Below are 12,452 nucleotides of genomic sequence, written 5' to 3'. Positions count from 1 at the left end.
TGGAATGCGTTCCCCTGTAGGAGCTGCCGGAGGCTCGGGCCGCGATCGGACGATCTTTTGATTTTGATTCAGGGCGCGACTTTCTGGCTCAATTGTTCACGGCAGAAATCCACGAACAATTGCGCAGGCTTGGTCAATTGGCTGCGTTTCAAATGGGCCGACGCCAGCCCGGACAGGGTGACCGGCTCTTTGATGTTCACCGAGATCACCTTCTTGCCGTCGTAAGTGCATTCCGAGTGCGGGCGGGTGACCAGGATCGAGAAGCCGAAGCCCTGACCAACCATGCCGCGCACCATCTCAATCGAAGGCGAGCTGAAGACGATGTTGGGTGTCAGTTCCAGTTCATGGAACAGGCTCACAAAGTAAGTCCGGCTCGGCTGCACATCGAGAAGAATCATCGGTTCGCTGCACAAGTCCCGCAGCGATACCTCCTTCTGGTCAGCGAAGCGATGCCCTTCAGGCAACAGCACGTAAGGCTTTTGCGGTGGCATCAGCGGCGTGGTCTGGATGGTGCCGTCCAGTCCGTGGTCGTAGAGGAAGGCCACGTCGAAGGTGCCCGCGGTCAAACCTTGCACCAGCTCTTGCTGCTCGCCATCGCGAATACGAATGTCCACGCCCGGATAAAGCTTGCGAAAGCCTGCGATCAGTTGCGGCAAGTACAACGGAGCGACGGTCTCGAAGCAGCCGATGTCGATCTGCCCGGACACCGTGTCGTTATCGGCCAGCGCATTCTGTTCAAACTCCCTGGCCATGCGCAGCAGCTCTTGCGCCTTGTGATAGAAGCGCGTGCCGGTGGGCGTCAGGGAAACGCCCTGGGCGTGGTGGCGGATGAACAGCTGGACGTTGAACGACTCTTCCAGGCTCTTGATCGCCGTGGAAACCGAGGGCTGCGCGATGTACAGCTGCCGCGAGGCTTCAGCGACGCTGCCGGCTTCTACCGTTGTGACGAAATACTTGAGTTGCCGCAATGTATAGGAAGCCACACGCACCTCGTTCTGCTTTGTTTTGCGCTGAAAGACCGGATGGTCGCCGCACAGATTGTTGACTGAACCTTACCCTATGCGGGTTGTGGACTGGGTCAGCGCTTACCCAGTTTTTTCTTATACCCCGAGCACATTTTTAATAATTTTCCTCTTCGCACGGTTGCCGCACTATCTCTACAACCTCTGATAACAACCCCGACCACCCTGGCGGTCGTAAAGGGAGCGTAGCGTGTTCGACCTCGACTATTGGCAGCAACGAGCTGCCCGGCAAACCTTCTCTGACAAAGCCTTGATCGATGGCCGGCAGGTGACTGCGTCTTCGGGCGCCACATTCGATTCGATCAACCCGGCGACCAATCAGTTGCTTGCCCGTGTCGCCGCGTGTGGCGAAGTGGAAGTGGAACTGGCCGTGCGCAGTGCGCGTCGCGCTTTCAACGAAGGCCCTTGGGCGCGGATGGCGCCGGTCGAGCGCAAGCGGGTGATGCTGCGTTTGTCCGAACTCGTTCTGGCGCACCGCGAAGAGCTGGCGTTGCTGGATTCGTTGAACATGGGCAAACCGGTGATGGATGCCTACAACATCGACGTTCCCGGCGCCGCCCATGTGTTTGCCTGGTACGGCGAGTCGCTGGACAAGCTTTACGATCAGGTCGCGCCGACCGCGTCCTCGGCGCTTGCGACCATCACCCGTGAAGCGTTGGGCGTGGTGGCGGCCGTGGTGCCGTGGAATTTCCCGCTCGACATGGCAGCCTGGAAACTGGCCCCGGCCCTGGCGGCTGGCAATAGCGTGGTGCTCAAGCCCGCCGAGCAATCACCGTTCTCGGCCCTGCGTCTAGCCGAGTTGGCCCTGGAAGCCGGCTTGCCGCCGGGCGTGCTGAACGTGTTGCTGGGGCTGGGCGAGTCTGCCGGCAAGGCGCTGGGTTTGCATCCGGATGTCGATTGCCTGGTGTTCACCGGCTCGACTCAGGTGGGCAAATACTTCATGCAGTACGCCGCGCAATCGAACCTCAAGCAAGTCTGGCTTGAGTGCGGCGGCAAAAGCCCGAGTCTAGTGTTCGACGATTGCCGTGATCTGGATCTGGCGGCGGAGAAAGCGGCGTTCGGCATCTTCTTCAATCAGGGCGAAGTCTGCTCGGCCAACTCGCGGCTGTATGTCCAGAACTCGGTCAAAGATGAGTTTATCGAGCGCCTGCTGGAAAAAGCCAAAGCCTGGATGCCCGGCGATCCGCTGAATCCTGCGAGCGCTGCTGGCGCCATTGTCGATTCGGCGCAGGCATCGCGGGTGATGAATTTTATCGAACGCGCCCACGAAGACGGCGCCCGACTGCTCACCGGCGGCCGTCGCTTGAGCTACAACGGTTCCGACAACTTTATCGAGCCGACCATTTTTGCCGAGGTCGATCACGACTCGCACCTGTCGCGCGAAGAGGTGTTCGGGCCAGTGTTGGCGATCTCCACGTTCGACACCGAAGAGCAAGCGGTGCGGCTGGCCAACGACAGCATCTATGGGCTGGCCGCCTCGGTGTGGAGCGACGACCTGAATCGCGCGCATCGGGTCGCGCGGGCATTGAAGGCGGGCACCGTTTCGGTGAATACCGTGGACGCCCTCGATGTCAGCGTGCCATTCGGCGGTGGCAAGCAATCGGGTTTCGGCCGGGACTTGTCGTTGCACTCTTTCGATAAATACACCCAGTTGAAAACCACGTGGTTTCAATTACGTTAAGCGTTTCCTGAACAATTAACCGCACGCTGATGGTGTGCGGTTTGAAGAATAAAAATATGTCACCACACGGAGAGTCTTCCGTGAACTTGCGGCTGCGTGGCCGTGACTGCCTCAGTAACTAACCACAATTAAAAAGTGAGGGAGCTTTCATGTTCAGATATTCGTCTTCGAGGGTTGTAACAGCGTTGTTGGTATTTACGGTGCCGGTTGTTGCGCACTCCGAAAGTCTTACGGTTATTTCGTTCGGCGGTGCCACCAAGGCAGCGCAAGAGGGGGCTTATTTCAAACCCTTTGAACAAAGTGGCGCGGGCAAAGTTGTGGTTGGCGAGTACAGCGGAGAACTTTCGAAAGTCAAAGCCATGGTCGATGTGGGCCAGGTCAGTTGGGACGTCGTCGAAGTCGAAAGCCCTGAGCTGCTGCGCGGCTGTGAAGAAGGGCTGTTCGAGCGGTTGGACCCGGCGTTGATCGGCGATTCAAAAAACTATCTGGCTGGCGCGGTCAGTGAGTGCGGCGTGGCCAGTTATGTCTGGTCGATGGTGCTCGCCTACAACTCGAACAAGGTGGCTGCGGCGCCAACGTCGTGGGCGGATATGTGGAACCTGCAGCAATTCCCCGGCAAGCGCGGCCTGCGCAAAGGCGCCAAGTACACGCTGGAAGTGGCGCTGCTCGCCGACGGCGTCAAGCAGGATGACCTGTACAAAGTGCTGGGCACCAAGGAAGGCGTGGACCGGGCGTTTCACAAACTCGACCAGATCAAGCCTTCGATCCAGTGGTGGGAAGCCGGTGCGCAGCCTCCGCAATGGCTCGCGGCAGGCGACGTAGTGATGTCGGCGGCCTACAACGGCCGGATTGCTGTCGCGCAAAAGGAAGGCTCGAAACTGGCCATCTCGTGGAACGGCCACCTCTACGATCCTGATCACTGGGCGATTGTTCGCGGCAGTCCGAACAAGGCGTTGGCCGAGCGATTCATCGTGTTCGCCAGCCAGGCGAGCGGGCAGAAATCCTTCTCCACGCAGATCCCTTACGGCCCGATTCGCAAGGATGTGCTGGCGCAGCTTCCGGCCGACACGCTTGCCCAGTTGCCTACCGCTCAGGCCAATCTTTCTGAAGGCCAGTTGGTCGATGCCACGTTCTGGGTCGATCACGGCGAAGAGCTTGAGGAACGGTTCAACGCCTGGGCGGCTCGCTAAGCCGCTGCTGTCGTCAATCGCCACTCAAGGATGAGCGGCGATGTTTATCCCTGCCTTCCACGTGAAGGCGATCAACAACAAGAAAACACGGGGAGTTTGTCATGAGTTCAAGTACAACCGCGTCCATCCAGGCGCAGTCCGGCGGCTTGCGCCGGGTCCTGGGGCTGGGTTCGTTGCTGGCCGTTGCGGTGGGCGTCGTGGTATCGCAAGGCGTGATGGTGCTGATGCTGCAAGGCGCGGGCATCGCCGGTTTCGGTTTCATCATTCCGCTGGCCATCGCTTATGTGTTGGCAATCACCTATGCCTGGTCGTTTTCCGAACTGGCCTTGATGATCCCGAAGGCGGGTAGCCTCAGCAGTTACACGGAAGTGGCGATCGGGCATTTCCCGGCGATTCTGGCGACCTTCTCCGGTTACATGGTGGTGGCGATGTTTGCGCTCTCCGCCGAGCTGCTGTTGCTGGACCTGGTGATCAGTAAGGTCTATCCCGATGTCATTCCGCACATGGTGGTGGCCTACGGCGTGCTGGGCCTTTTCACTGTGCTGAACCTGTTCGGCATTGATGTGTTCGCCAAGCTGCAAAACGTGCTGGCGCTGGTGATGGTGGTGATCCTCATCGCCATGGGTCTGGCTTCGCTGACTAACGGTCAGGCCAGTTTGCAACTGCCACTGGATCAGGGCTGGAACCCGTTGGAGTTCGGCGCAATCACCTTGGCTGCGATGGCGGTGTGGGGTTTTGTCGGAGCTGAATTCGTCTGCCCGCTGGTGGAAGAAACCCGCAATCCCGAGCGCAATATTCCACGCTCGATGACCATTGGTTTGACGGTGATTTTTGGTGTGATCGCGCTGTACTGCTTTGGCGCGCTGCTGTGCATTCCACGTGAACAACTGGCAAGCGATGCGCTGCCTCACTACGTGCTGGCCACCACGGTTTTCGGTGAGGCAGGCAAGCTGTTCCTCGTCGTCGCAGCCATCACCGCAACGTGCAGCACGGTGAACTCATCCTTGGCAGCGCTGCCGCGCATGCTCTACGGCATGGCGCAAAACGGCCAGGCGTTCCCGCAATTCAAGAAGCTCACTGCACGTGGCCGTACGCCTTGGGTGGCGGTGCTGTTTGTTGCCGCGATCACCGGTCTGCCGATCCTCATTCTGGGCCACGACGCGGCGGCGATCAGCTTGTTGCTGCTGGCTGCCGCACTGGCGTGGCTGCTGGCCTACATCATCGTGCACATCGACGTGATCGCCTTGCGCCGCCGCTATCCCCATCTGGCCCGTCCATTCCGCTCACCGTTTTACCCATGGCCTCAGGTCGTCGGTATCGCCGGCATGCTGTTTGCGATCTATCACGTGTCGCCAACACCGGAGATGACCGCCAGTATTTTTGCTTGTGCCGGCGTGGTGCTTGGCGTGATATCGATCATTGCCGTGGTGTGGGTCAAGTTCGTGATGCGCAAACCGCTGTTTACGCCAGAACCCCTGATCCAAAACGAATCGCAGGACAACGGTGTGCCTGCCGTGGCACCGCTGACTACCGTGTCCGGGAACTGAACCTTTATTCAATTCAGGAGAATAAAAAATGACAACCGATTACAAACCCCAGCGCGAAACCAAGGACTATCAAGCGTCCGATGCTGCCCACCACATTCACGCGTTCCTCGATCAGAAGGCGTTGAACGAAGAAGGGCCGCGCGTGATCGTCGGTGGCGACCGCCTGCACCTGTGGGACAACGACGGCAATCGTTACCTCGATGGCATGTCCGGTTTGTGGTGCACCAACCTCGGTTACGGGCGCAAGGATCTCGCTGCGGCGGCGACCCGTCAGCTGGAGCAATTGCCGTACTACAACATGTTCTTCCACACCACTCACCCGGCGGTGGTCGAGCTGTCCGAGCTGCTGTTCAGCCTGCTGCCCAAGCACTACAGCCACGCGATTTACACCAACTCCGGTTCGGAGGCCAACGAGGTGTTGATCCGTACGGTGCGCCGCTACTGGCAGGTGCTCGGCAAGCCGCAGAAGAAGATCATGATCGGTCGCTGGAACGGTTATCACGGCTCCACCCTGGCCGCCAGCGCCATGGGCGGGATGAAGTTCATGCACGAAATGGGCGGTGTGATTCCGGACGTCGCGCACATCGATGAACCGTACTGGTTTGGTCATGAAGGTGATCTGACGCCAGCCGAATTCGGCCTGCGCGCGGCTCAGCAACTGGAAACCAAGATTCTCGAACTGGGCGCGGAAAACGTTGCTGCGTTCATCGCCGAACCGTTCCAGGGCGCGGGCGGCATGATCTTCCCGCCAGAGAGCTACTGGCCGGAAATCCAGCGTATCTGCCGCAAGTACGACGTGCTGCTGTGTGCGGACGAGGTGATCGGTGGTTTCGGTCGGACCGGTGAATGGTTTGCCCACCAGCACTTTGATTTCGAGCCGGACACCTTGTCGATCGCAAAGGGCCTGACCTCGGGTTATATCCCGATGGGCGGCCTGATTTTGAGCCGGCGCATGGCCGAGGTGTTGGTCGAGCAGGGCGGCGTATTTGCCCACGGCCTGACCTATTCCGGTCACCCGGTCGCGGCTGCGGTGGCGATTGCCAACCTCACGGCGTTGCGCGATGAGGGTGTGGTCACCCAAGTGAAAAGCGACACCGGCCCGTACTTCCAACAGTGCCTGCGTGAAGTGTTTGGCAATCACCCATTGGTGGGTGAGATTCAGGGTGTCGGCCTGGTGGCCGCGTTGCAGTTCGCCGAGGACAAGGCGACCCGCAAGCGCTTCGCCAACGAAGGCGACATCGCCTGGCGCTGCCGCACTATCGGTTTTGATGAAGGCGTAATTATTCGCTCGACGCTGGGCCGCATGATCATGGCGCCGGCATTGATTGCCACGCGTGCTGAAATTGATGAACTGGTTGGCAAGACCAAGATTGCGGTTGATAGAACGGCTAAAGAAATTGGCGTGCTGTAAACAACTATTAATTCACGCCTTAAACCTGTAGGAGCGAGCTTGCTCGCGAAAAACCGGAGGACGCCACTGGGTATCTGGTTTTGCGCGTTATCGTTCACGACCATCGCGAGCAAGCTCGCTCCTACAGGTTTTTTATTTATTCAGTGAATACAGAAGTTAGTTGTTGGTTAGTTTTTTCATGGGCAACAACGACAAAAATCATATTTTCGCTATTGGCATTCGCTAAGCACAATAAACCTACCCCGCCAGCAAAGTTATCCACGCGGTATTCAATTATTAAAACAGCTGATCTGTCGCGACTTGCCGCGCCATAGTCGCCTCTCTGAAGGACACAAGCATGAATGATAAAAAGATAGAAATAGATACGCTTGTTGTCGGTGCCGGCCAGGCTGGCGTCGCCATGAGCGAGCACTTGAGCAAACTCGGTGTGCCGCACCTCGTCCTGGAGCGTAACCGCATCGCTGAAGCGTGGCGCACCGGGCGTTGGGATTCGCTGGTGGCGAACGGTCCGGTCTGGCACGACCGCTTCCCCGGACTGGATTTCGAAGACCTGGAGCCCGATGCCTTCGCCTCAAAAGATCGCGTAGCGGCTTACTTCGAAGCCTACGCCGAGAAATTCGAAGCGCCGATTCGTACCGGTGTGGAAGTCAAAAAAGTCGTACGCAACAGTGATCGTCCAGGCTTCACCATCGAAACCTCCGAAGGTGTGATTCAGGCCAATCGCGTGGTGGCGGCGACCGGTCCTTTCCAGCGCCCGGTCATCCCGCCGATTGCGCCGAAAGACAGCACCATCACGCAGATTCACTCGGCTCAATATTTCAACCCGCAGCAGTTGCCCGAGGGCGGTGTGCTGGTGGTCGGCGCAGGTTCGTCCGGGGTGCAGATCGCCGATGAATTGCAGCGTGCCGGCAAGCAAGTCTACCTGTCGGTCGGCCAGCACGATCGTCCGCCTCGCGCCTATCGCAACCGTGATTTCTGCTGGTGGCTGGGGGTGCTGGGGCTTTGGGATCTGGAAACCATGGAGCCTGGGCGCGAGCACGTCACCATCGCCGTGAGCGGTGCGCGTGGCGGGCAGACCGTCGATTTCCGGGCACTGGCCCAGCAAGGCGTGACGCTGGTGGGGCTGACCCAATCGTTCAACGACGGCGTGGTGACGTTCCAACAGGATCTGGCGCGCAACATCGCTGCCGGTGACGCGAATTACCTGTCGTTGCTGGACGCGGCGGATGCCTACATCGCGCGCAACGGACTCGACCTGCCGGAAGAGCCCGAAGCGCGGTTCATGCTGCACGATCCAGAGTGCGTCACCCACCCGATTCTCGAACTGGATCTGGCCGAGGCGGGCATCACCTCGATCATTTGGGCCACCGGTTACGCCGTCGATTACAGCTGGTTGCAGGTCGACACCTTTGACGAGAAGGGCAAGCCGCGTCATCAGCGCGGGGTCTCGAACGAACCGGGTATCTACTTCGTGGGCCTGCCGTGGTTGTCGCGTCGCGGATCGAGCTTCATCTGGGGCGTCTGGCACGACGCCAAGCATGTCGCTGGCCACATCGCCACCCAGCGCCAGTACCTCGAATACCGCGACCCGTCGCAGCGTTAACAATCGATTGAGGGAATGGTCCTGTGGCCATTCCCGATCCACACCTTCACTCATGTTTCAGGGAGTCAGTTGATGCCTACTCACACGCGCATTCGCATGTTCAATACCAAGGACACGTACCCTAACCAGTCACTGGACAATGATCTGTGCCAGGCCGTACGGGCCGGCAACACGGTTTATGTGCGCGGGCAGATCGGCACCGATTTTGATGGCAACCTGGTAGGCCTTGGCGACCCGGGTGCCCAAGCCGAACAGGCGATGAAAAACGTCAAGCAGCTGCTGGAAGAGGCGGGGAGCGATCTTTCCCATATCGTCAAAACCACCACGTACATCATCGACCCGCGTTACCGTGAGCCGGTTTATCAGGTCGTGGGCAAGTGGCTCAAAGGCGTGTTCCCGATCTCGACCGGGCTGGTGATTTCCGGGCTGGGTCAACCGCAGTGGTTGATGGAGATCGATGTGATTGCAGTCATACCGGATGATTGGCAGGCAACGCCAAACCTGTAGGAGCCGAGCTTGCTCGCGATGCGGCCGGCACATCCAGCCTCATTGGCGGCTGACACACCGTTATCGCGAGCAAGCTTTGCTCCTACAAGATCAAGGCGCAGCGGGGAGCAGGAACCGCGCAATCACCGGCAAGTGATCGGAGATACGCAACGTATCGTCCTGTCTGACCGTGGCCTCGACCCGCTTGATACGTGAGCTGTAAAACAGGTAGTCGACGGTTCGGTCCGGGCCGTTCAGGTTCGGATCGTTCGGGTAGTGTGTCAGCCAGCGTGCGCGGTCGATACCGCTGGCTTCGTTGTTGTTGGGGATCATCGGGTACTTGTCCCACAGCACGTGCAGGGCGCTGTCGGCAGAGTAGGGCATGCGTTGCTCGCTGGGCAGGCGCTGGAACTGCCCAAGCGGCAACAGATTGAAGTCGCCGCCGATCAACCAGGGCGTACCGCGGCTTTCGAACTTGTCGAGCACTTTGCCAATGGCCGCGACCTGCGCTTGCAGCGTCCCGTCAGGTTGCCGCACTCGGTCGAGATGGGTGTTGAGGATTGCGGCCTGACTGCCATCACTCACTGGCAGGTAGGCGACCAGCAAGGCGTTTTTCGGCTGGAACTGGCGGCTGACCAGATTGACCGGCGCCACCGGCAGTTGCAGGCGCTGGGCATGATCGATCTGGTAGCGGCTCAGCGTTGCCAATTGTCGGCCGACGCTGCCAAAGATGTGCGGATCAGGGACGAAGTCGGCCTTCCAGTCGAAGGCGCTGACACTGCATGGATACAGGTCGGCGAGCCGTTCCTGCAGCAGTTTGAGCTGGTGCTGGTAAGCGCTGGCCTTGGCGCCGTCATCGAGTTCCTGCAACAGCACCACGTCCGGTTGCTCGTCGCGAATCACCCGCGCCACTTCATCGAGGCTGAAGGCCATGTCTTCCGGCGTGGGTTTTTCATCGGTGCCGTTGGCCAGGTCATTCCAGAACACGTAGCGCTTGCCCGCCAGGTACTGGACGTTCCAGGTCATCACCTTCAGCGCCTGGCCGGGCGCCAGGGTCGGCGCCTTGGTGCTGCAATTGACCGGCAGCACTTCGCGGGCTTCGGGGCGCCAGGTCAGGCTGTAGATCATCACGCCGGTCAGGCCGATGACCATCAACAATCCCAGCAAGGTGTAGCGCAGCAGTCGGGTCATGGCTCGGCTTATAGCGTTACGGAAGTTGGTCCCGAGCATACCCGAGTGACGGGCGGTCGCCCAAGGTCAGAGTGGCCCGTCGATTTTTTCCGGCACATCGCTGATCAGCATGAACAGGCGGAACAGCACCACGCTGGTGAACAGTTGCAGGAAGCTGTGGGCGCTGTCGATCAGCAGCGAGATGACCGGGTTCTGCGGGTCGGGATAGACCGCCAGCGTCGCGCCCTTGAGCAGCCACAACGGCCCCATCACACACAGGATGCACGCCAGGATGCGCAGGAAATGGCCACGGGTCAGGCGCAGGCTTTCTTTCATTGCTTGCAGCGGGGCCAGGCCTCGCAACACCAGCAGATACTCGCCGAACGCCAAGGTCACCATCAGCCAGATGCCCGGCAGGAAATACAACGACAGGCCGAGCAGGATCAACAACGTATTGAGCGCCGTCAGCAGCGCGAAGCGTGGCCACAGGTAGGCAGACCTCGACAGCAAGTCGCGGTTGCGTGGTGATTCGCCTCGGCTGCGGGCGTCGAGAAACAGGATCAGCGCGGCGGTGTACAGCGGATAGATCAGCAGGCCGACAATCACGCTGACACCAGGAAAGCTGTCCGGCTCGGTGGAGTGGTCGACCACTTGCTGCAACAGGGCCTCGATGATCACCAGCGGCAGGCACAGTTGCACGATCTGGCTCAGATTGCGCTTGAAGAAATACAGGGAGTCACGCAGCACATCTAACGGGTTCATCAGTCGGTATCGCAGGTCATAAACAGTGGCTCACTGTAACCGATGATGTACCGCCTGAAGCAAACGTAAACGTTGGGTAAATGTCATTGAAACAGATTGTTTCAGCCTCCATTAAGGTCGGGCACCTTATCCTCCTTGGAGAAGGGCAACGATTTCCCCGGCAATCTACGAGGTCGCCATGAACAGCGAAGAACAAACCCTGATCGATGGACTGTTTTCCCGGCTGCAACAGGCCGAAACGGACTCAGCCCCGCGCGACGCCCAGGCTGAGGCGCGGATCAAGGAACACCTGACACGCCAGCCGGCGGCAGGTTATTTCATGACCCAGGCGATTCTGGTGCAAGAGGCGGCGATCAAGAGCCTCGACGAGCAGAACAAACAACTGACGGCGCAAGTCCAGCAATTGCAGGCCGAACTGCAACAGGCCAAGGCGCAAACGGCGGCTCCGGCGCCGAGCAGCGGAGGCTTTCTATCGAGCATCTTTGGTGGCAGTCGTGATCCGCAGCCTGCACCGACCCAAAGCGCGCCGCCATCGAGCGGCGGCTGGCGTGAACCGGGGCGGACTTCGTTCAATTCGCAGCCACCACAACAGAACTTCGGGGCACCGCAGCCAAACTTCCCGCAGCAGGGTTATGCACCCCAGCAACAGGCTCCGGCAGCGGCGGGCAGCGGTTTTCTCGGTGGCGCGTTGAAAACCGCGGCCGGTGTGGCAGGTGGCGTGATGCTGGCGCAAGGCATCAGCAGCCTGTTCCATCACAATCAGCAACCGGAAGAAATCGTCGAAGTCATCAAGGAGCAACCGGCCCAGGTCAACGACCAGGGCAACAACGACTGGGGCGATGACCAGCGTGTGGCCGGCAACGATTCCTACGGCAATGACCAGGGCGGTTTCACCGACGCCGACTACAGCGATGACAGTTCATCGTTCTTCGGTGGCGACGACGACTCCTTCGTCTGACCCGCCATTCGTCCGGAGCGCGCCTGCGCTCCGGGCCGATTATTCGCGGAACATTCCTTGAGGCTGGCATACTGGGCGACTTTTCGGGCCTGGGGCCTGATTCAGCCTTGAGGAAAACCGGTGAAAAAAATCGCAGTGTTCGCCGACGTCCAAAACCTCTACTACACCGTGCGTCAGGCCTATGGTTGTCACTTCAACTACGCCGCGCTGTGGGCTGACATCAGTAAACAGGGCGAAATCGTCGAAGCCTATGCCTACGCCATCGATCGCGGCGACAGCAAACAGCAGCAGTTCCAGCAGATCCTGCGCAACCTCGGTTTTACCGTGAAGCTCAAACCCTACATCCAGCGCAGCGATGGCTCGGCCAAGGGCGACTGGGACGTGGGCATCACCCTCGACATCATGGACGCCGCCGATCACGTCGACGAAATCGTGCTGGCCTCCGGTGACGGCGATTTCGACATGCTGCTCGAACGCATCATCAGCAAACATGGCGTGCAAGCAGTCGCCTACGGCGTGCCGGGCCTGACCGCCAACTCGCTGATCCGCGCCGCCAGCCGCTACGTGCCGATCGAAGGCGCGTTGCTGCTCAAGAATTGATTTTTACGGAGTTGAAACAGGT

General features: G+C 59.5%; 11 protein-coding genes. 8 read left to right on the top strand and 3 right to left on the bottom strand.

What is annotated here, in order from left to right; all coding sequences use genetic code 11:
- Nucleotides 1–68: 68 nt before the first annotated feature.
- Entirely contained in the window at nucleotides 69–983 is a 915-nt protein-coding gene (locus ACM110_RS19760) for a LysR family transcriptional regulator (RefSeq protein WP_338583256.1), read from the bottom strand.
- A gap of 229 nt (nucleotides 984–1,212) precedes the next feature.
- Between ACM110_RS19760 and ACM110_RS19755 the strand changes: the two genes are divergently transcribed.
- The 6 genes from ACM110_RS19755 to ACM110_RS19730 all read left to right on the top strand — a co-directional run bounded on the left by ACM110_RS19755 (nucleotide 1,213) and on the right by ACM110_RS19730 (nucleotide 8,961).
- Nucleotides 1,213–2,703, top strand: coding sequence for an aldehyde dehydrogenase (locus ACM110_RS19755; RefSeq protein ID WP_416129082.1), 1,491 nt, complete (start codon nucleotides 1,213–1,215; stop codon nucleotides 2,701–2,703).
- A 149-nt stretch (nucleotides 2,704–2,852) separates the two neighbouring features.
- Nucleotides 2,853–3,893 carry an ABC transporter substrate-binding protein gene (locus ACM110_RS19750; RefSeq protein WP_416129081.1) on the top strand — a complete coding sequence of 347 codons (1,041 nt, stop codon included), beginning with the start codon at nucleotides 2,853–2,855 and terminating at the stop codon, nucleotides 3,891–3,893.
- Nucleotides 3,894–3,994: 101 nt separating this feature from the next.
- Nucleotides 3,995–5,440 carry an amino acid permease gene (locus ACM110_RS19745; RefSeq protein WP_416129080.1) on the top strand — a complete coding sequence of 482 codons (1,446 nt, stop codon included), beginning with the start codon at nucleotides 3,995–3,997 and terminating at the stop codon, nucleotides 5,438–5,440.
- Between the two features lie 28 nt (nucleotides 5,441–5,468).
- The gene (locus tag ACM110_RS19740; RefSeq protein WP_416129079.1) at nucleotides 5,469–6,851 is read left to right on the top strand and encodes an aspartate aminotransferase family protein; all 1,383 of its coding nucleotides are present in this window, start codon (nucleotides 5,469–5,471) and stop codon (nucleotides 6,849–6,851) included.
- 337 nt (nucleotides 6,852–7,188) lie between these two features.
- Nucleotides 7,189–8,454: a flavin-containing monooxygenase gene (locus ACM110_RS19735; RefSeq protein WP_416129078.1), complete on the top strand. Its 1,266-nt coding sequence runs from the start codon at nucleotides 7,189–7,191 to the stop codon at nucleotides 8,452–8,454.
- A 72-nt stretch (nucleotides 8,455–8,526) separates the two neighbouring features.
- Nucleotides 8,527–8,961, top strand: a complete 435-nt coding sequence (locus ACM110_RS19730) for a RidA family protein (RefSeq protein WP_338583247.1) — start codon at nucleotides 8,527–8,529, stop codon at nucleotides 8,959–8,961.
- 90 nt (nucleotides 8,962–9,051) lie between these two features.
- Here the strand turns inward: ACM110_RS19730 and ACM110_RS19725 are convergent, their stop codons facing one another.
- Both ACM110_RS19725 and ACM110_RS19720 read right to left on the bottom strand, forming a co-directional pair.
- The gene (locus ACM110_RS19725) at nucleotides 9,052–10,131 is read right to left on the bottom strand and encodes an endonuclease/exonuclease/phosphatase family protein (protein ID WP_416129077.1); all 1,080 of its coding nucleotides are present in this window, start codon (nucleotides 10,129–10,131) and stop codon (nucleotides 9,052–9,054) included.
- Between the two features lie 66 nt (nucleotides 10,132–10,197).
- Nucleotides 10,198–10,872 carry a YciC family protein gene (locus ACM110_RS19720; RefSeq protein ID WP_416129076.1) on the bottom strand — a complete coding sequence of 225 codons (675 nt, stop codon included), beginning with the start codon at nucleotides 10,870–10,872 and terminating at the stop codon, nucleotides 10,198–10,200.
- 178 nt (nucleotides 10,873–11,050) lie between these two features.
- Here ACM110_RS19720 and ACM110_RS19715 point away from each other — a divergent pair, with 178 nt between their 5' ends.
- Nucleotides 11,051–11,830, top strand: a complete 780-nt coding sequence (locus tag ACM110_RS19715; RefSeq protein WP_416129075.1) for a DUF2076 domain-containing protein — start codon at nucleotides 11,051–11,053, stop codon at nucleotides 11,828–11,830.
- A 120-nt stretch (nucleotides 11,831–11,950) separates the two neighbouring features.
- Nucleotides 11,951–12,430: an NYN domain-containing protein gene (locus tag ACM110_RS19710; RefSeq protein ID WP_007990686.1), complete on the top strand. Its 480-nt coding sequence runs from the start codon at nucleotides 11,951–11,953 to the stop codon at nucleotides 12,428–12,430.
- Nucleotides 12,431–12,452 lie beyond the last annotated feature (22 nt).

It is taken from the genome of Pseudomonas sp. NFX98, from assembly GCF_047784845.1.
Lineage (GTDB): Bacteria > Pseudomonadota > Gammaproteobacteria > Pseudomonadales > Pseudomonadaceae > Aquipseudomonas.
This window is presented reverse-complemented; position numbering and strand designations above follow the sequence as displayed.

Excerpts from the sequence above, each read along its gene's own strand:
- ACM110_RS19735 (WP_416129078.1), top strand. The coding sequence starts at position 7,189 with ATGAATGATAAAAAGATAGAAATAGATACGCTTGTTGTCGGTGCCGGC.
- ACM110_RS19715 (WP_416129075.1), top strand. The coding sequence starts at position 11,051 with ATGAACAGCGAAGAACAAACCCTGATCGATGGACTGTTTTCCCGGCTG.
- ACM110_RS19730 (WP_338583247.1), top strand. The coding sequence starts at position 8,527 with ATGCCTACTCACACGCGCATTCGCATGTTCAATACCAAGGACACGTAC.
- ACM110_RS19720 (WP_416129076.1), bottom strand. The coding sequence starts at position 10,872 with ATGAACCCGTTAGATGTGCTGCGTGACTCCCTGTATTTCTTCAAGCGC.
- ACM110_RS19745 (WP_416129080.1), top strand. The coding sequence starts at position 3,995 with ATGAGTTCAAGTACAACCGCGTCCATCCAGGCGCAGTCCGGCGGCTTG.
- ACM110_RS19750 (WP_416129081.1), top strand. The coding sequence starts at position 2,853 with ATGTTCAGATATTCGTCTTCGAGGGTTGTAACAGCGTTGTTGGTATTT.
- ACM110_RS19740 (WP_416129079.1), top strand. The coding sequence starts at position 5,469 with ATGACAACCGATTACAAACCCCAGCGCGAAACCAAGGACTATCAAGCG.
- ACM110_RS19725 (WP_416129077.1), bottom strand. The coding sequence starts at position 10,131 with ATGACCCGACTGCTGCGCTACACCTTGCTGGGATTGTTGATGGTCATC.